The sequence below is a fragment of the Nocardioides sp. Z24_21 genome, assembly GCF_058134345.1.
Genome location: NZ_JBYTTH010000002.1, coordinates 771,428 through 795,007, shown reverse-complemented (window position 1 = coordinate 795,007; position 23,580 = coordinate 771,428). Strand labels below are relative to the sequence as shown.

The window sequence follows — 23,580 nt, the reverse complement described above, 5'->3', positions numbered from 1 at the left end:
CGGCGCGTCGGACCCTACGCCGGGTCCGGCGCGCCGGCCCAGCCGCCCAGCCACGCCTCCAGCGTCGCGTCGCCGGCCCACGGGCGCAGCGACGTGGTGAGCGGGGCTCCCGGTGGGGCGAGGTCCGGCCGGCCCCACCGGCCGGCCCGGCGCAGCAGCCGGAGGTCGTGCACCTCGGCGCACCCGTCCGCGAGCACGCGCGAGCCGGTGCTGCCGTCGAGGCCGTCGAGCAGGGCCGACCACGCCGCGGCGTCGCCGTGGAGACCGCGGCGCACCTCGAGGTGGAGCCGTGCCGACGCGGGCAGGTCGTCCTCGGCAGCCACCACCCTCGGGTCGTCGCCCACGAGGGCCCGGTGCGCGGCTTCGAGGCGTACGACGGCGCGCGGGAGCGCCGCCAGCAGCGAGTCGACGCTCACCAACAGCTCCGTGGCGCCGAGGCCGGGGTCGCAGGTCACGACGAGGTCCGCCGGACCGCGCAGCAGGCCGCGCCACGTCGTGCCGGGCGCCGACGTCCGGTCGGCCACGGCCGCCGTCTCGGCGAGGCGGGCATCGGGGGCGCGGGGCCGTGCGCCGGCGTCCGGGCCGTCGTGCCACGCCACGGCGTCGGGCCGGTGGGCCAGCAGCCCGCCCGCGGTCCACGAGCGGTGGGCGAAGTCCCAGTCCTCGCCGCCGTAGGCGCGGAACGTCTCGTCGAAGCCACCCAGCTCGTCCCACCACCACCGAGTGCACGCCAGGACGGCGCTGATCACGAAGCGGTGGCTGCTCGCGTCGGCGCCGAGCAGGTCCCGGGTGGAGGCGTACGCCTCGCGCAGCCAAGCCGGCTCCGCCAGCTCCCGGGCAGGGCCGGCCACCTCGACGGGCTCGTCGGGCGCGACGCCGGACAGGTCGGCGTGCCGCCGCCGCCCGACCACCAGCGCCTCCGGGAGCGCCTCGGGGAGGGCGACCATCCGCTCGACGAACCCCGGCTCGGGCGTGGTGTCGGCGTCGAGCAGCACCAGCACGTCGCCGGTCGTGGCCGCGACCCCGAGGTTGCGCGCGGCGGCAGCCCGGAAGCCGTCGTCGTGCTGGCGGACCAGGCGCACGCCGGGTGGGACGACCGGGGCCTGCCGCGACCCGTCGTCGGCGACCACCACCTCGTCGGGCGGCCGGGTCTGCCGAGCCAGGGCGGCGAGGGTGCGCGCGAGCGCCTGCCCCTGCTCGAAGTGGGTGACCACGACCGACACCCGCCGTCGCGGCGCCCCGGCGGGCGCGAGGTCCCAGCGGTTGCCCGGCACGCTGGTGCCGAAGGGCGGCGCGGTCATCGCACCGAGGCCCACCACGCGCGATAGGCCGCGACGGTGTCCGCGAGGTGCGGGCCGAGGTCGAGGCCGGGTGCGGTCCACGTCGAGGTCGGGTGGCGGAGGGCGGCGTCGAGGCACGGCACGAGGGTGGAGTCGTCGAACAGGGTGATCGTGCCGGGGCGGAGTGCGGCCATCTCGCGGGCGTAGGCCCCGTCGCGGACCAGGGGCCGCCGGCCCGCGGCGATCCAGGAGTTGAGGCTGGCCGAGGCCGACACGTTGCGGTGGGCCGTGACGCCGACCGCCACCGCCCGCAGGGCCTCCACCAGCTCGTCGTCGGGGACCCGGCCGGCGACCTCGACGGGGACGCCGCGGGCGCGGCTCGTGCGCACCAGCGAGTCGAGCTCGTCGGCGTGGCCCGGCGCGGCGTCGCCCAGCACCCGCACCGAGGCCGGCGTGCCGGCGCGGCGCAGCGCCGCGACGGCTCGCACCACCTGGCGGTGGCCCTTGCCGGGGTAGACGAAGCCGAAGACGCCGACCACCGGCTCCGCCACGACCGTCGGGCCCTCCCCCGCCCCACGAGGGGCGGCGCGGACCGGCAGCGGGATGACCGTGCCGCGGGCGCCGGCGGCGCTCCAGCGGTCGACGAGCGCGTGCTCGTGCCAGGAGTTGGTCGCCCACGCGCGGCTGGCCCGCACGATCCGCCCGTAGGCCGCCGCGCGGGCCGCGAAGACCGGCCCGTCGGTGGGCTGCGGGACGTCGTGGAGCGTCACCGTCAGGTGCACCTGCCGCGCGAGCTGCTGCACCACGGCCGCCGCGCGGGCCGGCTCGCGACCGAAGAGCCGGTCGGTCAGGTGCAGGTGCACCGGCGAGCCGGGCGCGAGGTCGCGGGCGTCGCGCACCACCCGGGCCTGCGCGGCGGCGGCCAGCTCGCCGGCGTACGCGGTGACGCCGTGCGTGTCGGGGCCGAGCAGCAGGTGGTCGGGCACCGCGACGTCCGTGACGCGGACGGGGGCGGTGGGACTCAGCACGCGCCTCATCCTGCGTGACCCGGGACAGACGCTGCCTCCCCCCTAGGCGTGAGCGGCAGACCGTCGGGAGACGGTCGCGCGCGTCAGTCGCACTCGGTGGTGCACCCCGTCCACCCCAGCACCGGCGGGCTCCACCTGCGGCCACTGGGCGCGGTGTCGCTCCTGCCGTCCTCGGCCAGCCGTACGGCGGTCCGCCACGCGCCCCGCGGCCCGTCGCCGGGCGGGCTCGGCGTCCGCAGGCACCACCACAGGTCGAGCGTGACCTTGAGGAAGCGGTCGGACGAGAAGGCGCCGCCCACGGGCAGGTCGCTGTACGCGGAACCGCAGGGCACCCGCCGCCCGGCGCCGGTCCAGCCGCCGCCGATCCGAAAGGCCTGCCGGGCGTGCAGCAGGCGGGGCCATCTGCGGTCCTTCCGCAGCCGCACGGTGAGGTGGCCCTCGGGCGCGGCGTCGCCGTCGATGTCGAACCACACCGTGAGGTGGTGGCCGTCCCGGAACCGGTGCGGCACGGTGATCCACATCCACTGAGCGGTGAAGCTGCCCGAGCTCGCTACGAGGCTGACCTGCGAGATGTCCACCGAGGGCGGTGAGGTGCGGCCGTCCGTGACGGTGACCGACTCGGGCAGCGGCGCCGGGGCGGGCGCGGGGCTCGCACCCGCGGGCAGCGCGGTGACCCCGAGCAGCACGCCCAGGGCGGGGACGAGTCGCAGGCGGAACGAGCGGCGGCGAGCCGGCATCGTTCGACGCTAGCACCGCCCGGGGCGCGGGGGCACCCCTCCTCAGCGGGTCCGGCCCGCACCACGCGGCGTACCTCGTCGAGGTCGAGGTGGTAGGGCCCGACCCGGGTGAGCACCCACGACGCGCCGCGGTCCAGCCACGGGGCGGGGTCCTGGTCGGTCCGGAGGTCGACGACCAGGTCGAAGCCCGGCGCCGGGTCGTGCGCCGCGAGGTCGCCGGCGACGGTGTCGAGGTCGCCCGGGTCGTCGAGGCCGATGACGAAGAAGCCGTCGTACGACGTCGCCCGCCGCAGCGGGGCCCGGTTGCCGAAGCGACCGGCCAGCCAGATCGACACCCGCGGCGCCGGCACGAACCGGGCCTGGCGCGCGCTGTAGTGCTCCCCCACGTGGTCGACGGGCTCCCCGGCGAGCAGACCGGTCAGGACGCCGAGGCCCTCGTCGAGCATCCGGCCGCGCACCCTCGGGTCGGGCTCGTCGCCGAAGGCGCTGAACTCCCCCACCCAGTCGTCACCCAGTCCCAGGCCGAGCACGAGGCGCTCGCCCGACAGCACCGACAGGCTGGCCGCCTGGCGCGCCAGCACCTGCGGACGGCGGCGGGGCAGCGGCGTCACCATGGGCCCGAGCAGCAGCCGCTCGGTGCGCAGGGCGATCGCGGAGGCACGTCCACGGGTCGGCGACCGCGGCCACCCGGTCGCCGTACTGCAGGTGGTCCCAGACGAAGAAGCCGTCCCAGCCGGCCGCCTCGGCGTCGGCGGCGAGGTCGCCGACCACCCGCGGGTCGGCCAGGGCGTCGAAGGGCGCGACGAAGAGGCCGCGGCGCGTGGTCATGCGGTCAGGGGAGCACGGGGCGTCAGGCCCCGTGCCCCTCGGCGTCCTCGGGGTCCTCCTTGGAGTCCGGGGTGGGATCCTCCTCCGCGTCCTCCTCGGGCTCGAAGGTGTTGGGCTCGTCGGTCATCCCGATCTCGGCGCCGATGGGCTCCTCGCCCTCGGGCCGGCCGGTTCCTGCGTCGCTGGAATCGCTCATGCGTGGGCCTCCTTGCCTCTGCATCCCCGGTACCCGCCGCGAGCGGGACCGATGCGGTGGGCCTCAGGCCAGCTTCTTCTGGAAGTCGCCCAGTCGTGCGACCGGCCGGAAGCCGAGCGCCTCGTTGACCTCGATCATGTGCCGGTTGACCTCGGCGTTGTAGGCGGTGAGCCGGACGATGTCGGGGCGCTCGCGCTGGAGCAGGCGCAGGTTGGCCACCTTCACCGCGATGCCGAGGCGGTGGCCGCGGTGCTCCCTGCGCACGAGCGTGCCCCACTGGTAGGCCCGGCCGGGCTCGTGGAGCGTCGTGGCCAGGTCGGTGTAGGCGACCACCTCGCCCGCCTCGGACAGGGCGACGGTGTTGTGCTTCGTGCGCCCCTGCCGCTCGATCGTGGCCTCCCGCTCGCGGACCGTCTCGGTGCTGACCGCCTCAGGCTCGAGCTCGAGGTCGCCGGTGGGGGCCTCGGTCGCCAGCGTCGACGTGATCTCCGCCCAGCCCTGCAGGAGGTCGTCGGGCACCGGGCCGGTCCACGACCGCAGGGTGTACGACGCGTGGGCGCGGGCGGCGTCGTCCGCGAGCCCGGCGAGCAGGTCGTCGGCGACCGGGACCCGCAGCTCGCGCTGCACCTCGGTGAGGGCGAGGTCGTAGCCGCGCGCCCGCGCGACGGCCGGGCCGGGCTGGCCGTCACCGTCCGGACCGGCGTCGTGGCGCCACGAGGCCAGCGCGGTGAGCACGCGCCGCCGCCGGGCGCGGGCCTCGTCCTCGAGCCGGGCGAGGAGGGCCGACCCGACCCCCCGGCGCCGGTGGGTGGGCAGCACGTGGACGTCGAGCTCGGCCAGCTCGAGGTTGTCGAGCAGCGGGGTGCGCATCCACCCCGCACCCACCACCCGCCCGTCCACGAGCGCCGACGAGGCGCCCGACCAGCTGTGGCGGCCGCCGTCCTGCATCGCCGCCCGCAGCTCCTCCAACCGCCACGGCGTCGCCACGTCGCCCAGCTCGTGCCGTGCCGAGGTGTCGTAGACGTGGTGCCAGGCAGCGAAGGCGGCGCCGTCGGAGGGGTCGACGGCAACGATGTCGGGCGTCATCGCGAGCGGGCCACGCGACCCTCGTCCCACACGGGTCCGTCCGACTCGTAGACCTCGCCGTCGGCGCCGTAGACCAGGAAGCGGTCGAAGCCGCGGGCGAACCAGCGGTCGTGCGTCACCGCGAGCACCGTGCCGTCGAACGCCTCGAGCCCGGCCTCGAGGGCCTCGGCCGACTGGACGTCGAGGTTGTCGGTGGGCTCGTCGAGCAGCAGCAGGGTGGCACCCGACAGCTCGAGGAGCAGGATCTGGAAGCGCGCCTGCTGCCCGCCGCTGAGCGACTCGAACCGCTGCTCGCCGGCGTGGGCGAGCTCGTAGCGGTCGAGCACCCGGCTCGCGGCCTCGCGGCCCATCCCGTCGCGGTGGTCGTCGCCGCGGTGCAGGACCTCCAGCAGCGTGCGCCCGACCAGCTCGGGGTGCTCGTGGGTCTGCACGAACCAGCCCGGCCGCACCCGCGCGCCGAGCTTGGCGCTGCCGGTGTGCTCGACCGGCGCGGGAGGCACGCCGACCGGCTGGTGCTCGACGTCGGGGTCGCTGCCGCCGGCGGCGAGGAGGCGCAGGAAGTGCGACTTGCCGGACCCGTTGGAGCCCAGCACGCCCACCCGCTCGCCGTACCAGACCTCGAGGTCGAAGGGCCTCATCAGGCCGGTCAGCTCGAGGCCCGTGCACACCACCGCGCGCTTGCCCGTGCGCCCGCCCTTGAGGCGCATCTTGACCTGCTGCTCGCGCGGCTGCTCGGTCGGCGGCCCGGCGTCCTCGAACTTCTTGAGCCGGGTCTGGGCCGCCTGGTAGCGGCTGGCCATGTCGGAGTTGTAGGCCGCCTTCTGCTTGTACATCAGCATCTGCGCGCGCAGCTTGGCGTACTCCTCGTCCCAGCGGCGCCGCAGCTCCTCGAAGCGCTCGAAGCGCTCCTCGCGGGCCTGGTGGTAGGTCGCGAACCCGCCCGGGTGGGTCCACACCAGGTTGCCGGCGCTGCCGAGCTCGACGGTGACGATCCGCGTCGCGGTGTTGGCGAGCAGCTCGCGGTCGTGGCTGATGAACAGGATGGTCTTGGGCGACTCGCGGATCCGCTCCTCGAGCCAGATCTTGCCGGGCACGTCGAGGTAGTTGTCCGGCTCGTCGAGCAGCAGCACCTGGTCGGGCCCCTGCAGGAGGTACTCCAGCACGAGCCGCTTCTGCTCGCCGCCCGACAGCGTCGTGAGGGCGCGATACTTGGCGCGGTCGTAGGGCATCCCCATCGCCGCTGTCGTGACCTTGTCCCAGACCACCTCGAGGTCGTAGCCGCCGACGTCGCCGTAGTGGCCCAGCGCCTCGGCGTACGCCATCTGCACCGGCTCGCTGTCGTCGTCCATCAGCCGGAGCTCCTGGGCCGCGACCTCCTGCGACCACCGGCGTACGTCTGCCGGGGCCACCGAGAGCAGCAGGTCGGCGACGGTCTCGTCGGCACCCCCGTGACCGACGAACTGGCGCATCACCCCCAGCCCGCCCGACCGCGTGACGACACCCGCGTGCGGCTTGAGGTCGCCGGTGACGATGCGCAGCAGCGTCGTCTTGCCGGCGCCGTTGGCACCCACCAGCGCGACCTTCTGCCCGTCGCCGACGCGGAAGCTGACGTCGTCGAGCAGCACCCGCCCGTCCGGCAGCTCGTAGCGCACTCCGGCAACATCCACGTGACCCACGGGAGGATTGTCGCAAGCGACCTGCCGCGGCGTCGCATGGATATCGGCGAGGCGCCCGGGCCGCCCTGGCGGGCGGTCGGGACCGCGGCTCTGCGCCCCTCGCCGGGTTCGGGCCGGCGCCCGATCCGGAGGACGGCTACCTCTACGTCGACCCGCGTCATGCCACCGTGCACGACCAGGAGGTGCACGTCGCGGGCATGATGCGGTTCGAGGCCGAGCTCGACATGGCCGACGCCCTCGACCTCGACCGCGCACTCGCCCCCGACGGGTTCGGGCCGACCGGGCGTCCTCGAGCGGTCACGACCCCGCTCAACCACCCGGATCCAGGTGTCCCAGCGGGGACGAGACTGTCCTAGTGGGGCTGCTCGGGTGGTGGAAGGGCAGCGGCTGGTGCTGCTCGACCACGTCCGCGACTGGTGCACCGACTCGCGCACCAAGGTCACGATCAAGCCCGTCATCGCCTACGACCACGACGACGCCGCCGCCGCCGAAGGCAGACCACAGCCCGGGCCGACACAGAGCGACAACCTCGCCGCGTTGTGCCAGTCCCACCACCGACTCAAGACCCACACCCCCTGGACCTACCAAGCGGCCGCGCGCCGGGCGTACGAGTGGACCAGCCCCCACGGCCACCGCTACCACCGCGACGCATCCGGCACCACCCGCATCTACGAGCCGGACCCACCCGACCCACCCGGCATCCCACGCCCCCGCCGACCATGACCCCGCTTCATCAAGGGATGTCGTCGGACCCGCACTTCCCATGGTCAGCTCACCATGGGAAGTGCCGGTTCGTCTGCATCCCTTGATGAACCAGCAACGGCGCCACGGGTGACGCGCGGGCCACCAGCCGTCCCCAGACCCCGCCCCACACCCCGCCACCCACCCGGTAGCGGGGCCACCGGCACGCACGGGTGGGGATCGCGCCCTGCCCCACGAGAGCCGGCCCTCAACGCATCGGCCGCCCTGCGAGCGCCCTGGCAGGTGGCGGCCATGCACGGCCTCGTGCCTGATCCTCACAAAGGGCCGAGGACGGTGCGCACCTCTGCGTGAAGCTCGAGGGTGTCGAGAACCTTCAGGAGCTGGCGTTCCTCGTAGCCGAAGTGAGACTCCATGATGGCGGCGACGCCCTCGAGGTGGCGCTCGAGCTCCGGTGGGCTGGCACGCCGGTCCACCGCCTGCTGCAGGCCCCCCAACAGGTGCGCGATCATCGAGTGGTCCTGCTCGAGGTAGCGCAGCGTCTCCCGCAGGTGCGGGTGGGCGGCGGCGATCGCGGGGAACAGCTCCCGGTCCTCGCCCTCGTGGTGCTGGGTCAGGGCCGTGCAGAATCCGTGGCAGAACAGCAGGAGGTCGCGGGTTGCGGTCTCGGAGGGATCACCCTCGGCAACGGCCTCGCGCGTCACCGCCAGCGCTTCGCGCAGTCGGTCATGGACCCGGCGCATCTCTCGACTCCAGGCCACCAGCCTGGACTTCTCACCCTCAGTCACGGGAGGGCGAAGAGGTGAACGACATGATCGTCACCTTCCTTCGACTCGCACGCCTCCATGCCCGGCACGGTCTGCCGCCAGCACGCGACGCTGTGCTGACCGTACCCACGTCGGCGACGTGCTGGCACCACCGCCGGGCAAAGTCGAGTGCGACGCGACCTGCGCTGCACGAGGATGGCCGTCGTGAGGATCCTGTCGGTGAACGCCTGGGGTGGCGCGATGTGCGATGCCCTGACGGCCTACCTCCCGGAGGCGGACGCCGACGTGGTGGCTCTGCAGGAAGCCACCCTGACGCCCGGCGCTGCCGGATGGACCAGGTTCGAGGACCAGGACCGGGCGCTCCCCCAGCGCGCGAACCTCGTCGAGGACGTCGCCGAGGTGCTCCCCGACCACGAGTCGTGGTTCACGGTGTCCGACACCGGCCCGGTGGTCATCGACGGTGGCACTCACCGACAGCATTTCGGCCTCGCCATGTTCACCCGGCGATCGGTGGTCCGGACGGCCAGCCGCGAGGCCTTCGTGCACGGAGGCTACACCGACCACGGCGACGCGTGGCCGCACACGGACCGGCCGCGTGCGGTCCAGGCGACCCGACTGCGAGGGCCGGACGGACGCACGGTCGTCGTCGGGCATCTGCACGGACTGCGCGACGCCACGGGCAAGGCCGACACTCCCGCCCGCCGCGCGCAGGCAGAGCGCCTGGCTGAGAGCGTCGAGTCGGTGCGTGAGCCCGGCGACTTCGTCGTCGTCTGCGGTGACCTCAACGTCCTGCCGGACAGCGAGACCTTCGCCATCCTGGGCGACCTCGGCCTGACCGATCTGGTGGGTTGCGCGGACACACGAACATCTCGCTACGCCAAACCGGTGCGTCATGCCGGCTACCTCCTCGTCTCCGACCCCGGAGCGGTGCGCACGTTCGAGATCGTCACGCAGCCCGAGGTGTCGGACCACCGGGTCCTCCTCCTCGACCTGTGACGTCACGCCGTCCGATCCTGGGCCGCACTGGTCCAGACCGCGGTTATGGTGCTGTCCATGGCTGACACCACCTCGACCGGATCGGCGGAGCAGTCGACGGTCCCCCGCTGGAGGATCATCGGTCCGGGGCTCGTCGTCGCGGCGACGGGCGTCGGCGCCGCCGACCTGGTGGCCACGCTCATCGCGGGCCAGAAGTTCGGCTACACCCTGCTGTGGTGCGTCGTCGTCGGGTGCGTCATGAAGATCGTGCTCGTCGAGGGCGCGGGGCGCTACTCGCTGGCGACGGGTCGCACGATCTTCGAGGGCTGGCGCTCGCTCGGCGCCTGGACGACGTGGTACTTCGCGCCCTACATCGTGATCTGGGGCTTCGTCTACGGCGCCGCCGCGATGGCCGGCACGGGGTTGGCCCTCACCGGGCTCCTCGGGGGCCTGACCACGACGTGGTGGGGCATCCTGTCGGGCCTGATCGGCCTGCTGCTGGTGTGGACGGGCCGCTACAGCGTCTTCGAGAAGGTGCTCGCCGCCCTGGTCGGGATCATGTTCGTGACGATGGTCGGCGCGGCCCTGCTGACGCTGCCCAACCTCGGCGAGCTGCTCACCGGCCTGGCCCCCCGGATCCCCGACGACGGCCTCGTCAACACCCTCGCCCTCGCCGGCGGCGTCGGAGGCACCATCACGCTGGCCGCCTACGGCTACTGGCTGCGCGAGAAGGGCTGGTCCACTCCTCGCTACATGCGGGTGATGCGCATCGACAACGCCGTCGCGTACGTCGTCACCGGCCTCTTCGTCCTCGCCACGCTGGTGGTCGGCGCCGAGCTGCTCTACTCCACCAGCGTCGCCATCGAGAGCGGCGACCAGGGCCTCGTCGACCTCGGCGTGGTGCTGCAGGACCGCTACGGCGAGTGGGCCGGCAAGCTCTTCCTGCTCGGCTTCTGGGCCGCCGCGATGTCGTCGCTCGTGGGCGTGTGGAACGGCGTCAGCCTGATGTTCGCCGACTTCATGACCAACGTGACCAAGGGCGATCCGTCCGAGGCCCGCGCCGGCGGCAGGTGGTACCGCGTCTACATCCTCTGGCTGACCTTCCCGCCGATGGCGATGATGTTCCTCGGCAAGCCGATCTGGCTGATCCTCGCCTACGGCGTGCTCGGGGCGTTCTTCATGCCGTTCCTGGCGATCACCCTGCTGTGGCTGCTCAACACCGACCGGACGCCCGCCGAGTGGCGCAACAAGCTCCACTCCAACGTGCTGATGGCCCTGTGCGCACTGGCATTCATCGCCCTGTGCGTCAACGAGGTCCGCAAGGCCGTCGACGGGGCGTGAGGCCCCTCAGGCGCCCGTCGGGTGCCTGACCCACACGTTGGGCTCGACGTAGGTCGCCGTGCCGTGCTCGGCGTCGCACATCACCGGGGCCAGCGCGCCCGGGACGACGACCGGGCCGGTGGTGTCGAACGGCAGGCCGGTCCACTCGCGCCACTCCCCGACCGTGCCGGGGATGACCATCGAGCGGGGGGCGACCCGGTCGATGCGACCGCCGGCGCGCACGTGGACGCGCAGCCACGGGTCGACGGGCAGGCCGTCGTCGCGGGTGCGGAAGGCGTAGTCGGCCATCGGCTCGTGGACGTCGGTCTTGCCGTTGGGCCGCACCGGGGCGAGCAGCTCGGGATAGCCCAGCCGCCGGGCGTTGTCGCGCAGCGCGGCCACGATCCGGCCGGAGAGCCCGGTGCTCTGCAGGCCCGGCTCGATCGCGATCTCGATCGCGGAGACGGCATCGGGCTCCTCGCCGCGCAGCCTCGTCAGCAGGCCGCTGCGGATCGCGTGGTCCCAGCCGGCGTCGGGCAGCTCGCCCTCGTCCAGCCGGAACGGCACCGAGTGCGCCTTGGCGACCATCCGCCCGGTGTCGTCGAGGACCACCAGCACGTAGTCGGCGAACTCCTCGAGCGCGGCGTAGTAGGCGTTGCCGATGGGGTCGTGCTTCATGAACTCCGGCCAGGAGGTCTCCATGTCCCAGAAGGTCTCCATGAGACCGGGGCGCTCGGCGAGGGTGACGAACTCGAGGTGCATGACGGCATCCTCGCCCACCCGGGCGCGAGACCGCGCCCGGGTTGCTCAGAGCCGCTCGGCCACCCGACGCGCCGCGATCTGCAGCACCTCCCAGGTGGTGGCGAACGGCGGCGCGTAGGCCAGGTCCATCCAGGCCAGGTCGTCGACCGATCCGCCCGCCCACAGCACGGCGGCGGAGGTGTCGATGCGCTTGCCGGCGCCGTGGCCGCCGACGACCTGCACGCCCAGCAGCCGCCGGGTCACCCGGTCGGCCATCACCCAGATCGCGATCGGCTCGGCCTCCGGCATGTAGCCGGTGGCCGTGGTGCCCTCGGTGACCAGGGCCACCGCGTCGTGCCCGGCAGCCGCGGCGTCGGCCCGCGACAGCCCGGTGCGGGCGATCTCCACGTGCACGTCGCCCGCGGAGAAGCGGGTGATCGAGGTGTCGACCATGCCGTCGAAGGTCAGCCCGCCTCCGGCCAGGCTGTCGCCGAGCGCGCGTCCCATCTTGGCGGCGTGGGTGCCGAGCGGGCGGAACACCCACTGGTCGTCGATCCGGCGGCGCACCTCGCAGCAGTCGCCGGCCGCCCACACGTGGTCGGCGACGCGGCCGTGGGGGTCGGGGCGCAGCGCCCCGCCCTCCGACAGCTCGAGGCCGTTGCCGGCCAGGAAGTCCGTGGCGGGCCGGACGCCGATCGCCACCACCACGAGGTCGGCGTCGCCGCGCCCGCCCTCCCAGCGCACCCCGCTCACCCGGTCGCCGTCGACCTCGAGGCCGGTCACCTCGGCTCCCAGGACGAGCTCGACCCCCGCGTCGACGAGGGCGGCGTTGACGCGGTCGGACAACTCCTCCTCCAGCATCGACATGCCGCGCGTGCGGGTGAGCACGGTGACGCCGAAGCCCCGGGCGAGCGCGGCCTCGGCGACCTCCACGCCGACGTAGCCCGCGCCGACCACGACCACGTGCGCACCAGCGCCGGCGGCCGCGAAGCGCTCGACCCAGGCGGCCCCGTCGTCGAGCGTCTTCACCACGCCCACCCCGTCGTACGCCGTGCCGTCGGGGCGCACCGCCCAGTCGGGCACGACGGCAGGGGCGCCGGTGGCCACGACCAGCTCGTCGTAGCCGAGCTCGTCGCCGTCGGCGGTCGTGACGGTGCGGGCCGCCAGGTCGGCGCCGACCACCTCGACGCCGAGCCGCAGGTCGATGCCCGCCTCGCGGTGCTCCGCGGCGGTGCGGGCGACCAGGTCCTGCTGGGTCGGCACGTCGCCCGACATCCAGTAGGGGATGCCGCAGGCGCTGTAGGAGGTGTGGTGGCCCCGGTCGAGCACCGTGACGGCGAGCCGCTCCCCGTGCCGGGCGGCGGTGCGGAGCGCCTGGTGCGCCGCCGACATCCCGGCCCCGTCGGCGCCCACGACCACGACGCGGCGCTCGGCCCCGCTCACTGCTCGGTCTGCCCGGCCCAGAGGTTGACACCCGAGTCGACGGCGTGGCGGTCGATCTCGGCCAGCTCCTCGTCGGTCAGCGGCGGGCCGTCGAGCGCGTCGAGGTTGGTGTCGAGCTGCTCGACGCTGGAGGCGCCGATCACGGCGCTCGTCACGCGCTGGTCGCGCAGCACCCACTGCAGCGCCAGCTGGGCGAGCTCCTGGCCGCGGCCCTCGGCGATCGCGTGGAGCGATCGGACCCGGCCGAGCGTCTCCTCGTCGAGGCCGGCGATCGTGGACTCGGACCGGGCGGCACGCGAGTCGTCGGGGACGCCGTCGAGGTAGCGGTCGGTGAGCAGGCCCTGCGCCAGCGCGGTGAACACGATGCACCCCATCCCCTGCTCCTCGAGCTCGTCGAGCAGGCTCCGATCGCCGTCGCGCGGCTGCTCGATCCAGCGGTTGAGCATCGAGTAGGACGGCTGGTGGATCAGCAGCGGCGTGCCGAGCTCGCGGGCGACCGCCGCCGCCTCGCGCGTGCGGGCCGCGGAGTAGGACGAGATGCCGACGTAGAGCGCGCGCCCCGAGCGCACCGCCGCGTCGAGCGCCATCATCGTCTCCTCGACCGGCGTCTCGGGGTCGAAGCGGTGGCTGTAGAAGATGTCGACGTAGTCGATCCCGAGCCTGCCCAGCGACTGGTCGAGGGAGGCCAGGAGGTACTTCCGCGAGCCGCCGCCCTGGCCGTAGGGACCGGGCCACATGTCGTAGCCGGCCTTCGTCGAGACGATCAGCTCGTCGCGGTAGGGCGCGAAGTCGTCGGCGAGGTAGCGGCCGACGTTCTCCTCCGCGCGACCGTAGGGCGGACCGTAGTTGTTGGCCAGGTCGAAGTGGGTGACCCCTCGGTCGAACGCCCGCCGCAGGATCGCCCGCTGCGTCTCCTCGGGGCGGTCGGTGCCGAAGTTCTGCCACAGCCCCACCGAGAGGGCCGGCAGCTTGAGTCCGCTGCGTCCCGTCGCCCGGTAGTGCATCCCGGTCGTGCCGTCGTACCGCTCGGGGGCTGCGTCGTAGGCCATGGCCCCATCCTGCCCGGTGCGGTCACCCGGGGGTGCCCCGGGACGCCTCGGGGACATGCCGGATGGCAGTGGAGCGCCAAACAGTGTGGACTGGACCCATGGCCCCCTCGTTGTCACCGCCCCGGCCGGCTCCCCGGCTGCGCACCACCGCCCTCCGGTTCGCGCTGTCGTCGGCCCGCCGGGTGCCCGCCCGGGTGCGCTTCCCCCTGGAGCGGCACGGCGTCCAACCGGTCCCGCGGCTCGAGGAGAGCCGGGCGCGCGGCGACGTCGTCCGCCTGGCCAGCCTGCTCGGCACGCGCGTCTGGCTGGTCACGGGCTACGACGTCGCGCGGGAGGTGCTGGCCGACTCCGTGACGTTCGCCAACGACGTGCGCGGACTCATCGGCCGCCAGGACCGCGACGCCCCCGCCGAGCGCATCGGCGGGCTCGGCATGACCGACTCCCCCGACCACGAGCGCCTGCGGCACGTGCTGACGCCCTACTTCACCCGGCGCCGCCTCGCCGACCTCCAGGACGACGTCGACCGGGTCGTCGAGGCCGCGCTCGACGACATGGCCGCCCACGGCCCCGAGGTCGACCTGGTCGCCCGCTTCGGCTTCGCGGTCCCCTTCGGCGTCATCTGCGACCTGCTCGGGATGCCGGAGGTGGACCGCGACGAGTTCCGCCACCGCGGCGCCGCGCGCTTCGACCTCCGAGACGGCGGCGCCGGGATCTTCGACACCGCCGCGGGCACCCGGCAGTTCCTCATCGACCTGGTCGCCGCCGAGCGCCGCTCGCCCCACGTGCCCGACGGCCTCCTCGCCCGGATGGTCGCCGACCACGGCGCCGACTTCGACGACGTCGAGCTGGGCGGGCTGGCCGACGGGGTGTTCCTCGGCGGCTACGAGACCAGCGCGAGCATGCTGTCCCTCGGCACGTGGGTGCTGCTCCAGCACCCGGACGCCTGGGCGACGCTGCAGCGCGGCGAGCGCGGCGAGGTCGACCGCGTCGTGGAGGAGCTGCTCCGCTTCGTGTGCCCGGTGCAGGTCGCGTTCCCGCGGGTGGCCCGGCACGAGGTGCGGGTCGGCGAGCAGGTCGTGCGAGCCGGCGACATCGTCATCGTCTCGCTGACCGGCGCCGGCCGCGACCCGGCGCGGCACGTCGACCCCGCCCGCTTCGACCCCACCACCGCCGCGGCCGGCACCCTCGCGTTCGGCCACGGCGTGCACCGCTGCGTCGGTGCGGAGCTGGCGCGCATCGAGCTGCGCACCGCCCTGGTCGCGCTGGCGAGGCGCTTCCCCGACCTCGCGCTGGCCTGCGACCCGCGTGACCTGCGGTTCAGCGAGCTCGCCATCGTCCACGGGGTGGAGGAGCTGCCGGTCCGCCTCGGGTGAGGCCGACCACCCGCTGCGTACGGTGGACGGGTGCCGGGATGCCGCCTCGCCCTCCTCGCCGCCGCCCTCGTCGCGACGGTCTCGGGATGCGCCGCCGAGGGCCCGCGCCGCGGCGGCGGGCCGGCCGAGGCGCCGGCGCAGCGGCCCGCGACGAGCGCGCCGGGGCCGGCGCCCACCACCGAGCCCACCACCGAGCCCACCGCTGAGCCGGAGGTCGAGGAGTCGGTGCCGGAGCCGCGTCGCTCCTTCGTCACGATCCCGGCCATCGGCCTGCGCGACTTCCCCGTCGTGCGCTACCGGGGCACCCCCGACGACGGCCCCGGCACCGCGCTGCAGAACGCCGGCGAGATGGCCTCCCCGCGCGGGCCGCGCGGCGGCACCGGTCCCGGCGAGGTCGGCAACTACCTCGTCACCGGGCACCGGCTCACCGGCGCCGCTCCCCTGCGCGACTCGCCGTCGCTCAGGAGGGGCGACCGGATCCTGGTGCGCACCGGCGACACCGTCTTCGTCTACGAGGTGCGCCGGACCCGCTGGACGTCGTTCCGCCAGCCCGCGTCCCTCCGCGCGCAGCGTGCCGAGGTGCCCGGGCGGCCGGGCGAGGCGGCGACGCAGCCGATGCTCACCCTGTCCACCTGCGCGACGCCCGAGGACCACGCCGCGGGCAACTACTGGGCCGACGAGTTCGACAACCCCGAGCACCGCATCGACAAGATCGGCGTGCTGGTCGCGACCCGGCCGGCCTGACGGCCGCCTCATCCCGTTGCCCGATGCGCCGCCGCGCGGTGGAATGCCGGGCATGAGCCAGCTCGCCGACCGGTGGCGCGACCCCGCCTTCCTCGACGCCGCCCACGCGTGGATCCACGAGCAGCTCGACACGACCGCGCCGGTCGTGGGCATCGAGCAGACCCACGTCACCGACTGGTCGACGGTCCTGCGGGTCACGACCGGCGCGGGGCAGGTGTGGTTCAAGGCCAACGACGACACGATGCGGCACGAGGCCGCCGTCACCGGCGTCGTCGCGGCGCGATCCGCGGGCCGGGTGCCGGCCCCGCTCGCGAGCGACCCCGGCACGGGCTGGATGCTGCTGGCCGACGCAGGCCCGCGGTTGCGCGAGGTGGTGCCCCTGGAGCGGTCCCTCGACCGCTGGCACGACGTGCTCGACGCCTACGCCCGGGTCCAGCTCGCCTGCGAGGACGAGGTCGACACCCTGCTCGCCCTGGGCCTGCCCGACCGGCGGCTCCACACGCTGCCCGCGGCGTACGCCGACCTGCTGGCCGGGCTCGACGGTGCCGACCCTCGCCTGCCGGACGCCTCGCTGATCGCCGAGCTCTGCGACCGACTCGCGGCCCACGGCATCCGCGAGACGGTGCAGCACGACGACCTCCACGACGGCCAGGTGTTCCTCGGCGACGGCGTGCACCAGGTGCTCGACTGGGGTGACGCCTGCGTCTCGCACCCGTTCTTCACGCTGTCGGTGACGCTGGAGGGCGTCATCGCCTGGGGCGTCGACGACGAGGCGGGCTCCGAGGACCTCGAGCCCCACCTGGCGGCCTACCTGCGTCCCTACGAGGAGCACTACGGCCGGACCGACCTCCGCGACGCGGCGGCGCTGGCGATGCGCCTGGGCTGGGTGTGCCGCGCGATCAACGGGGCGCTGCCGCAGGACCCCGGCAGCACCCGCACCCGGCTCAAGATGTTCCTCGACGCGAGGCCCTAGGCGCGGCGCGTCTCCAGCACCCGGAAGCCCTTGCTGCTCGCCAGGCGCTCGGTCGGCCAGCCGCGCTCGGTGAGCCACCGCTGGAGCGAGTCGGCGCCGAGGTTCTTGCCCACCACCATCACCATCCGACCGCCCGGGGCCAGGCGCGGCAGCCACGTCAGCAGCAGCTCGTGCAGGGCCTCCTTGCCGATGCGGATCGGCGGGTTGGACCAGATCTCGTCGAAGACCTGGTTGCCGGGCACCTGCTCGGGCAGGCAGGCGACGAAGCGGGAGTCGAGGCCGGCGGCACGTGCGTTGTCGTTGGCCAGCAGCAGGGCCCGCTCGTTGACGTCGACGCCGGTCACGTTGGCCAGCGGCACCGCCTTGGCGATCGCCAGCCCGATGACGCCGTAGCCGCATCCCAGGTCGAGGAACTGCCCCTGCACCGGCGGCGCGAGCTCCTTGAAGAGCACGGCCGTGGCGTGGTCGAGGTGACCCTTGCTGAACACCCCCGACCCGGTGTCGAAGGTCAGCGTGCTGCCCCACAGCTCGGCGGTGAAGCTCTCCCGCTCGAAGGGGACGCTGGGGTCGGCGGAGAAGTAGTGCTCAGGCATCGATCGCCTCTCGTCGGGCTCGGGCTCGCTCGGCCTGCGCGGCCAGCTCGTCGTCGTCGGGGTAGCCGACCTCCTCCAGCGTGAGGCCGTGGGCGTGCACCACGCGTACGCCCTGGTCGCGGCGCCGCCCGGCCATCACCTCGGCCGGCCAGCCGGTCGGCATGCGGCCCTCGCCGACGGCGATCAGGCAGCCGACGAGGGCGCGGACCATGTTGTGGCAGAACGCGTCGGCGCGGACCGTGCCGACCGCCCGGCCGGCCTCGTCGCGCCGCCAGTCGAGGTCGAGCAGCGTGCGCACGGTCGTCGCTCCCTCGCGCTGCTTGCAGAAGGAGGCGAAGTCGTGCAGCCCCACCAGCGGCCGGGAGGCCTCGTTCATCGCGTCGAGGTCGAGACGCCGGCCCCAGTCCAGGACGTGGCCGCGCACCAGCGGGTCGGCGAGCTCCTGCGCGTCGGCGATGCGGTAGGCGTAGCGGCGCCAGGTCGCGGAGAACCGCGCGTCGAAGCCGGCCGGCGCCTCGCTGATCCGGCGCACGCGCAGGTCGGGGGGCAGGATGCCGTCGACGCGGCGCGCGAGGGCGGTCGGCGGCGGGTCGCTCGAGCGGCCCGCCGAGGCGGCCAGCACGTCGGCGTCGACGTCGACATGGGCCACCTGCCCGCGCGCGTGCACGCCCGCATCGGTGCGGCCGGCCACCGTCACCCGCACCTCCGGCACCCGCAGCGCGGTGGCGAGCGCCGCCTCGAGGGTGCCCTGGACCGTGCGGCGCTCCGGCTGGGCCGCCCAGCCGGAGAAGTCCGCCCCGTCGTAGGCACAGTCGATCCGCAGGCGCACGGGAGCGATCCTAGGCGCCGTCCGCCCGCCCACTCGCGCCGCCCACCTTTGTTCAACCACATGGTTGACAAGTCCGGCAGCGCCGTCGTACGTTCTATTCAACCAATCAGTTGAGGAAGGTGCTCGTGACCGACCAGCTCTCCCGGGTCTTCGCCGCCCTGGCCGACCCGACCCGCCGTGACATGGTGGCCCGCCTCACCGAGGGCGACCACACCGTCAACGACCTGGCCGCGCCCTACGACGTGAGCCTGCAGGCCGTCTCCAAGCACGTGAAGGTGCTCGAGGACGCCGGCCTGGTGACGCGGACCCGGGAGGCGCAGCGACGCCCCGTGCACCTGGAAGCCGAGGTGTTCGACCTCATGACGAAGTGGATCGAGCGCTACCGACGCCGGGCCGAGGAGCGCTTCTCGCGCCTCGACGCCGTGCTCGCCCGCATGCAGGACGACGACGGCTCCGCACCCGGCACCACCGCCACCCCGCAGGAAGGAACCACATCATGACCAGCACGCAGACCGACGCCTCCACCCGCTACCCCGAGGCCGCCATCGAGCCCGACAGCGAGGTGCCCGCCATACACGTCTGGCGCGACTTCGACGCCACCCCCGCCCAGCTGTTCCGCGCGCACACCGACCCCGTCCTCTACGCGCAGTGGATCGGCCCCGACGGCGTCGGTGCCGACATCACCCACTGGGACGCCCGCAACGGCGGCGGCTGGAGCTACACCGCGCGCGGCAGCGACGGCCGCGAGGACTTCGAGACCTCGTTCCGCGGGTGCTTCCACACCGTGCGCGAGGACCGGATCGTGCAGACGTTCACCTGGGAGGGGATGCCCGACGCTGTCTCCCTCGAGACGATGACCTTCGAGGACCTCGGCGACGGACGCACCCGGCTGCACGCGTTCAGCCTGTGCGACTCCTTCGAGGCCCGCGACGGCTGGCTGCGCAGCGGCATGGAGGTCGGCGTCAACGACGGCTACGCCGCCATCGACCGGATGCTCGCCGAGGGCGCGCTCTGATGGCACTCCCCGACGCCCCGGGCGGGCGCCACGCTGCGGTCGCCGACGGCTTCGGCCGGCTGGTGGCGCAGACCTCCGACTGGTCCGCGCCCGCGCCGGTGGACGGCTGGACCGCCCGCGACGTCGTGGGCCACCTCGTGGAGTGGTTCCCCCACTTCCTGGCCGGCGGCGGCGTCGAGCTGCCCGCCGGCCCCTCGGTCGCCGACGACCCGGTCGCCGCGTGGGAGCACCACGCCGCGGCCGTCCAGGCGCTGCTCGACGAGCGTGGCGACGAGCCCTTCAGCCATCCGCGGGCAGGCAGCCACCGGCTCGCCGACGCGACCGACCAGTTCTACACCGCCGACGTCTTCATGCACTCGTGGGACCTCGCCCGCGCGAGCGGCCAGGAGGCCCGGCTCGACGAGGACTTCGCGGCGCGCCTGCTGGCAGGGATGCGGCCGATCGAGCAGCTCCTGCGCGACTCCGGCCAGTACGGCCCCGCGGTCCCGGTGGCCGACGACGCACCCGTCGTCGACCAGCTGATGGGCTTCGTCGGTCGCGATCCTGGGTGGCGCCCCCGCCACGGAGGCACCCCGTGACCACCGTGCTGATGAACGACGTGGTCTCGGTGGACGGGTTCATCGCCGACCTCCTCGACGATCCGGGCCCCCTCCTCGACGACCCGGAGGTCGTCGTCCGGGGCGACCGCGTGCTCCACCTCCGGTACCGCCTGCGCCGCTGACCGGATGCGGCGCTGTGCGGGCCTCCGTAGGGTCGGGGCATGCGATACGTGGTGTACGGCGCGGGCGCCGTCGGCGGGGTCGTCGGGGCCTACCTCCGCCTGGCCGGGCGTGACGTCACCCTGGTGGCCCGGGGAGAGCATTTGGCGGCGATCCGCCGCGACGGGCTCGTCCTCGACGCCGGCGACGGCCGCCATCGCGTCGACGCCCCGGCCACCGACACGGCCGCCGACGTCGTGTGGACCGACGACACGGTCGTGCTGCTGGCGGTGAAGTCGCACCAGGCCGCGACCGCGCTCGCCGACCTGCGCGCCCACGCGCCCGAGGACGTCCCGGTCGTCTGCGCGACCAACGGCGTCGCGACCGAGACCGCCGCCCTGCGACTGTTCGCCCGGACGTACGCCGTCTGCGTGATGCTGCCCGCCACCCACCTCGAGCCCGGTGTCGTGGTCGCGGCGTGCCACCCGACCCCGGCGATCCTCGACATCGGCCGCTTCCCGGGCGGCGCCGACGCCACCACCGCCGCCGTGGCCGCCGACCTCCGCGCCGCGCGCATCGAGTCGGAGGAGCGCGACGACATCATGGCGAGGAAGCGCCGCAAGCTGGTGATGAACCTCGGCAACGGTGTCGACGCGTCGTTCGCCGAGGGCGAGGCGGCCGACGAGCTCGCCGAGCTGGCCCAGGCGGAGGGCGAGCGCGTCCTCGAGGCGGCCGGGCTCAGCGTCACCTCCGCCGAGGAGGACCGGCAGCGGCGCGGGACGATCCTGCAGCGCCGACCCGACCTCGAGCGGCGCGGCGGGTCCACCTGGCAGAGCCTGGCCCGCAGCACCGGCGACTCCGAGATCGACTACCTCGCCGGCGAGATCGTGCTCCAGGGACGCCTCCTGGGGCTGCCGACCCCCGTCAACGAGTCGGTGGTCGCCGCGACCCGGCACCTGGTCGCCACCGGTGGCGAGCCGCGCAGCCTGGACGCCGCCGAGGTCCTCGTCCGCCTCTGACCCACGGGCACGCGAACGCGCGAAGGCCCGCCACCCCGGTGGGGTGGCGGGCCTCGCGATCAGCGGTGGATCAGGCCTTGGCGTCGTCGGCCGGGACCTCGTCGGCCTCGACCTCCGCAGCGTCGCCCTGGGCCTGCGCCTCGGCGGTCTCGGCGTCGGCAGCCTCGGTCTCCACGACCTCGGTCTGACCGTCGACGTCCTCGGCCTCGACCTCGGCAGGAGCGGCGTCGGCGGCGGGCGCCGGCGCGGCAGCAGCCTCGGTCTTCTTGGTCGAGGGAGCCTTGGGGCTGTAGGCCTCGGTCACCAGCTCGATGACCGCCATGGGAGCGTTGTCGCCCTTGCGGGGGCCGATCTTGGTGATCCGGGTGTAGCCACCGGGACGCTCGGCGAAGGTCGGCGCGATCTCGGTGAACAGGGTGTGCACGACCGACTTGTCACGGATGGTCTTGAGGACCTCGCGACGGTTGTGCAGGTCGCCCCGCTTGGCCTTGGTGATCAGCTTCTCCGCGACCGGGCGCAGCAGGCGCGCACGGGTCTCGGTGGTGGTGATCCGGCCGTGCTCGAACAGGGCGGTGGCCAGGTTGGAGAGCATGAGGCGCTGGTGGGCCGGGCTGCCGCCGAGGCGGGGGCCCTTCTTGGGCTTGGGCATGTGGTGCCTTCCTTCTCTCGGGCCGTGTCAGGTACCCGGGTAGACGACCGGCGCGCGCCGGTCGGTTTTGATGGGTGGCCCCGGGAGCCCGGGGCCGCAGGTCAGAGCTGCTCGTCCTCGATGAAGGCATCGTCGTCGTCGTCGCCGTAGGCGGCGAGGGCGGCGTGCGGGTCGAAGCCGGGCGCGCTGTCCTTGAGCGAGAGACCCATCTCGACGAGCTTGGCCTTCACCTCGTCGATCGACTTCGCACCGAAGTTGCGGATGTCGAGCAGGTCCTGCTCCGAGCGGGAGATGAGCTCACCCACGGTGTGGATGCCCTCGCGCTTGAGGCAGTTGTAGCTGCGGACCGTGAGCTGCAGGTCCTCGACCGGCAGGGCCAGGTCGGCGGCGAGCTGCTCGTCGACCGGCGACGGGCCGATGTCGATGCCCTCGGCCTCGACGTTGAGCTCGCGGGCCAGGCCGAAGAGCTCCACCAGGGTCTTGCCGGCCGAGGCGATCGCGTCGCGGGGACGGATCGACGGCTTGGTCTCGACGTCGATGACGAGCTTGTCGAAGTCGGTGCGCTGCTCGACACGGGTGGCCTCGACCTTGTAGGTCACCTTGAGCACCGGGCTGTAGATCGAGTCGACGGGCATGCGGCCGATCTCGTTGTCGGCGCCCTTGTTCTGCACGGCGGAGACGTAGCCGCGACCGCGCTCGACGACGAGCTCCATCTCCAGCTTGCCCTTGTCGGACAGCGTGGCGATCTTGAGCTCGGGGTTGTGCACCTCGACGCCGGCGGGCGGGGTGATGTCGGCGGCGGTGACGTCACCGGCGCCGGACTTGCGCAGGTACATCACGACCGGCTCGTCGTGCTCGGAGGAGACGACGATGCCCTTGAGGTTGAGGATGATCTCGGTCATGTCCTCGGTGACGCCCTCGATCGTCGAGAACTCGTGGAGGACGGAGTCGACCTTGATGCTGGTGACCGAGGCACCCGGGATGGAGCTGAGGAGCGTACGACGAAGCGAGTTGCCGAGGGTGTAGCCGAAGCCGGGCTCGAGGGGCTCGATGACGAAACGCGAGCGGAACTCGTCGACGGTCTCTTCCGTGAGGGTCGGGCGCTGAGCGATAAGCACGGAGTTTTTCCTTTCCGGATCCACCCACTATTTGACGGATCCGAACCTGATGAGGTTGGCGGAGAAGAAGGAATGGGACGAGCTGCGCCGGTGGCCGCCCGGAGGCGGCCACCGGCGGTGGATCACTTCTTGGAGTAGAACTCCACGATCAGCTGCTCCTGGACCGGCACGTCGATCTGCGCGCGGACCGGGACCTGGTGGATGAGGATGCGCATCCGCGACGGGATGACCTCCATCCACGCGGGGACGACGCGCTCGCCGTGGGTCTCGCGGGCGACGATGAGCGGGGTCGCCTCGAGCGACTTCTCGCGCACGTCGATGATGTCGTGGTCGGTGACCTGGTAGGACGGGATGTCGACCTTCTTGCCGTTGACCAGGAAGTGGCCGTGCACGACGAGCTGGCGGGCCTGACGGCGCGTCCGGGCGAACCCGGCGCGGTAGACCACGTTGTCGAGGCGGCACTCGAGGAGCTGCAGGAGGTTGTCGCCGGTCTTGCCCTGGCGACGGCTGGCCTCCTTGTAGTAGCGGACGAACTGCTTCTCCATCACGCCGTAGGTGAAGCGAGCCTTCTGCTTCTCACGAAGCTGCAGCAGGTACTCGGACTCCTTGATGCGGCCGCGGCCGTGCTGGCCGGGCGCGTAGGGACGCTTCTCGAAGGCAGCGTCGCCGCCGACCAGGTCGACACCGAGACGGCGCGACTTGCGGGTCATGGGACCGGTGTAGCGGGCCATGTGTCAGTCTCTC

28 protein-coding genes are annotated in these 23,580 nt (G+C 73.6%); 12 read left to right on the top strand and 16 right to left on the bottom strand.

Annotated features, from left to right (window positions below; all coding sequences use genetic code 11):
• Positions 1–14: 14 nt before the first annotated feature.
• The 7 genes from AC3X7Z_RS10265 to AC3X7Z_RS10235 all read right to left on the bottom strand — a co-directional run bounded on the left by AC3X7Z_RS10265 (position 15) and on the right by AC3X7Z_RS10235 (position 6,831).
• A complete protein-coding gene (locus AC3X7Z_RS10265; protein WP_489975835.1) occupies positions 15–1,301 on the bottom strand; it encodes a glycosyltransferase in 1,287 nt (428 codons plus the stop codon).
• Positions 1,298–2,308: a glycosyltransferase family protein gene (locus AC3X7Z_RS10260; protein ID WP_489975834.1), complete on the bottom strand. Its 1,011-nt coding sequence runs from the start codon at positions 2,306–2,308 to the stop codon at positions 1,298–1,300. The genes AC3X7Z_RS10265 and AC3X7Z_RS10260 overlap by 4 nt, the downstream gene beginning before the upstream one ends.
• An 83-nt stretch (positions 2,309–2,391) precedes the next feature.
• Positions 2,392–2,829, bottom strand: a complete 438-nt coding sequence (locus AC3X7Z_RS10255) for a hypothetical protein (protein ID WP_489975833.1) — start codon at positions 2,827–2,829, stop codon at positions 2,392–2,394.
• Between the two features lie 29 nt (positions 2,830–2,858).
• Positions 2,859–3,695 carry an LLM class flavin-dependent oxidoreductase gene (locus AC3X7Z_RS10250; protein ID WP_489976013.1) on the bottom strand — a complete coding sequence of 279 codons (837 nt, stop codon included), beginning with the start codon at positions 3,693–3,695 and terminating at the stop codon, positions 2,859–2,861.
• Positions 3,696–3,895: 200 nt separating this feature from the next.
• Positions 3,896–4,069, bottom strand: a complete 174-nt coding sequence (locus tag AC3X7Z_RS10245) for a hypothetical protein (RefSeq protein WP_489975832.1) — start codon at positions 4,067–4,069, stop codon at positions 3,896–3,898.
• 63 nt (positions 4,070–4,132) lie between these two features.
• Entirely contained in the window at positions 4,133–5,155 is a 1,023-nt protein-coding gene (locus tag AC3X7Z_RS10240) for a GNAT family N-acetyltransferase (protein WP_489975831.1), read from the bottom strand.
• Complete coding sequence (locus AC3X7Z_RS10235; protein ID WP_489975830.1) at positions 5,152–6,831, bottom strand: ABC-F family ATP-binding cassette domain-containing protein; 1,680 nt, start codon at positions 6,829–6,831, stop codon at positions 5,152–5,154. Before AC3X7Z_RS10235 ends, AC3X7Z_RS10240 begins: the two co-directional genes overlap by 4 nt.
• Positions 6,832–6,998: 167 nt before the next feature.
• On the opposite strand from AC3X7Z_RS10235, the gene AC3X7Z_RS10230 reads away from it, so the two are divergent.
• Complete coding sequence (locus AC3X7Z_RS10230) at positions 6,999–7,187, top strand: hypothetical protein (RefSeq protein WP_489975829.1); 189 nt, start codon at positions 6,999–7,001, stop codon at positions 7,185–7,187.
• A gap of 13 nt (positions 7,188–7,200) precedes the next feature.
• Entirely contained in the window at positions 7,201–7,554 is a 354-nt protein-coding gene (locus AC3X7Z_RS10225; RefSeq protein WP_489975828.1) for a hypothetical protein, read from the top strand.
• Between the two features lie 293 nt (positions 7,555–7,847).
• Here the strand turns inward: AC3X7Z_RS10225 and AC3X7Z_RS10220 are convergent, their stop codons facing one another.
• Positions 7,848–8,318 carry a hemerythrin domain-containing protein gene (locus AC3X7Z_RS10220; RefSeq protein ID WP_489975827.1) on the bottom strand — a complete coding sequence of 157 codons (471 nt, stop codon included), beginning with the start codon at positions 8,316–8,318 and terminating at the stop codon, positions 7,848–7,850.
• Positions 8,319–8,492: 174 nt separating this feature from the next.
• Between AC3X7Z_RS10220 and AC3X7Z_RS10215 the strand changes: the two genes are divergently transcribed.
• Together AC3X7Z_RS10215 and AC3X7Z_RS10210 are read left to right on the top strand one after the other, a co-directional pair.
• Positions 8,493–9,293 (top strand): endonuclease/exonuclease/phosphatase family protein, encoded by an 801-nt coding sequence (locus AC3X7Z_RS10215; protein ID WP_489975826.1) that lies wholly within the window; start codon positions 8,493–8,495, stop codon positions 9,291–9,293.
• A 57-nt stretch (positions 9,294–9,350) separates the two neighbouring features.
• Positions 9,351–10,613, top strand: coding sequence for an Nramp family divalent metal transporter (locus AC3X7Z_RS10210; protein ID WP_489975825.1), 1,263 nt, complete (start codon positions 9,351–9,353; stop codon positions 10,611–10,613).
• Positions 10,614–10,619: 6 nt separating this feature from the next.
• On the opposite strand, the gene AC3X7Z_RS10205 is transcribed toward AC3X7Z_RS10210, so the two are convergent.
• The 3 genes from AC3X7Z_RS10205 to mgrA are packed head-to-tail and all read right to left on the bottom strand — an operon-like array spanning position 10,620 to position 13,825.
• Positions 10,620–11,354 carry an N-acetyltransferase gene (locus AC3X7Z_RS10205; protein WP_489975824.1) on the bottom strand — a complete coding sequence of 245 codons (735 nt, stop codon included), beginning with the start codon at positions 11,352–11,354 and terminating at the stop codon, positions 10,620–10,622.
• Between the two features lie 45 nt (positions 11,355–11,399).
• A complete protein-coding gene (locus AC3X7Z_RS10200) occupies positions 11,400–12,776 on the bottom strand; it encodes an FAD-dependent oxidoreductase (RefSeq protein WP_186342431.1) in 1,377 nt (458 codons plus the stop codon).
• Positions 12,773–13,825 carry an L-glyceraldehyde 3-phosphate reductase gene (gene mgrA, locus AC3X7Z_RS10195; RefSeq protein WP_489975823.1) on the bottom strand — a complete coding sequence of 351 codons (1,053 nt, stop codon included), beginning with the start codon at positions 13,823–13,825 and terminating at the stop codon, positions 12,773–12,775. Before mgrA ends, AC3X7Z_RS10200 begins: the two co-directional genes overlap by 4 nt.
• Before the next feature lie 98 nt (positions 13,826–13,923).
• Here mgrA and AC3X7Z_RS10190 point away from each other — a divergent pair, with 98 nt between their 5' ends.
• From AC3X7Z_RS10190 to AC3X7Z_RS10180, 3 genes are read left to right on the top strand one after another with little or no spacing between them, the layout of a single operon-like run.
• Complete coding sequence (locus AC3X7Z_RS10190; RefSeq protein ID WP_186342433.1) at positions 13,924–15,198, top strand: cytochrome P450; 1,275 nt, start codon at positions 13,924–13,926, stop codon at positions 15,196–15,198.
• A gap of 30 nt (positions 15,199–15,228) precedes the next feature.
• Positions 15,229–15,942, top strand: coding sequence for a sortase domain-containing protein (locus AC3X7Z_RS10185; RefSeq protein WP_186342434.1), 714 nt, complete (start codon positions 15,229–15,231; stop codon positions 15,940–15,942).
• 52 nt (positions 15,943–15,994) lie between these two features.
• Positions 15,995–16,915 (top strand): aminoglycoside phosphotransferase family protein, encoded by a 921-nt coding sequence (locus AC3X7Z_RS10180; protein ID WP_186342435.1) that lies wholly within the window; start codon positions 15,995–15,997, stop codon positions 16,913–16,915.
• Here AC3X7Z_RS10180 and AC3X7Z_RS10175 read toward each other — a convergent pair.
• Positions 16,912–17,508 carry a class I SAM-dependent methyltransferase gene (locus tag AC3X7Z_RS10175; RefSeq protein WP_186342436.1) on the bottom strand — a complete coding sequence of 199 codons (597 nt, stop codon included), beginning with the start codon at positions 17,506–17,508 and terminating at the stop codon, positions 16,912–16,914. The genes AC3X7Z_RS10180 and AC3X7Z_RS10175 overlap by 4 nt on opposite strands.
• Positions 17,501–18,337: a tRNA pseudouridine(38-40) synthase TruA gene (gene truA, locus AC3X7Z_RS10170; protein ID WP_489975822.1), complete on the bottom strand. Its 837-nt coding sequence runs from the start codon at positions 18,335–18,337 to the stop codon at positions 17,501–17,503. The genes AC3X7Z_RS10175 and truA overlap by 8 nt, the downstream gene beginning before the upstream one ends.
• 125 nt (positions 18,338–18,462) lie before the next feature.
• Between truA and AC3X7Z_RS10165 the strand changes: the two genes are divergently transcribed.
• Genes AC3X7Z_RS10165 through AC3X7Z_RS10145 form a run of 5 tightly spaced genes read left to right on the top strand, consistent with a single transcriptional unit; the run spans position 18,463 to position 21,069 of the window.
• Positions 18,463–18,837, top strand: a complete 375-nt coding sequence (locus AC3X7Z_RS10165; RefSeq protein ID WP_489975821.1) for an ArsR/SmtB family transcription factor — start codon at positions 18,463–18,465, stop codon at positions 18,835–18,837.
• Positions 18,834–19,352 carry an SRPBCC domain-containing protein gene (locus AC3X7Z_RS10160; RefSeq protein WP_489975820.1) on the top strand — a complete coding sequence of 173 codons (519 nt, stop codon included), beginning with the start codon at positions 18,834–18,836 and terminating at the stop codon, positions 19,350–19,352. Before AC3X7Z_RS10165 ends, AC3X7Z_RS10160 begins: the two co-directional genes overlap by 4 nt.
• On the top strand, positions 19,352–19,930 hold the full coding sequence (locus AC3X7Z_RS10155) for a maleylpyruvate isomerase family mycothiol-dependent enzyme (RefSeq protein ID WP_489975819.1): 579 nt from the start codon (positions 19,352–19,354) through the stop codon (positions 19,928–19,930). The genes AC3X7Z_RS10160 and AC3X7Z_RS10155 overlap by 1 nt, the downstream gene beginning before the upstream one ends.
• Positions 19,927–20,073 (top strand): hypothetical protein, encoded by a 147-nt coding sequence (locus tag AC3X7Z_RS10150; RefSeq protein WP_489975818.1) that lies wholly within the window; start codon positions 19,927–19,929, stop codon positions 20,071–20,073. Before AC3X7Z_RS10155 ends, AC3X7Z_RS10150 begins: the two co-directional genes overlap by 4 nt.
• 39 nt (positions 20,074–20,112) lie before the next feature.
• Entirely contained in the window at positions 20,113–21,069 is a 957-nt protein-coding gene (locus AC3X7Z_RS10145; RefSeq protein WP_489975817.1) for a ketopantoate reductase family protein, read from the top strand.
• Between the two features lie 70 nt (positions 21,070–21,139).
• Here AC3X7Z_RS10145 and rplQ read toward each other — a convergent pair whose 3' ends face one another.
• The 3 genes from rplQ to rpsD form a co-directional block, all read right to left on the bottom strand.
• Positions 21,140–21,718 (bottom strand): 50S ribosomal protein L17, encoded by a 579-nt coding sequence (gene rplQ / locus AC3X7Z_RS10140; RefSeq protein WP_186342442.1) that lies wholly within the window; start codon positions 21,716–21,718, stop codon positions 21,140–21,142.
• 101 nt (positions 21,719–21,819) lie between these two features.
• On the bottom strand, positions 21,820–22,836 hold the full coding sequence (locus AC3X7Z_RS10135; protein ID WP_056599781.1) for a DNA-directed RNA polymerase subunit alpha: 1,017 nt from the start codon (positions 22,834–22,836) through the stop codon (positions 21,820–21,822).
• Positions 22,837–22,958: 122 nt separating this feature from the next.
• Positions 22,959–23,567, bottom strand: coding sequence for a 30S ribosomal protein S4 (gene rpsD / locus AC3X7Z_RS10130; protein WP_186342443.1), 609 nt, complete (start codon positions 23,565–23,567; stop codon positions 22,959–22,961).
• Positions 23,568–23,580 lie beyond the last annotated feature (13 nt).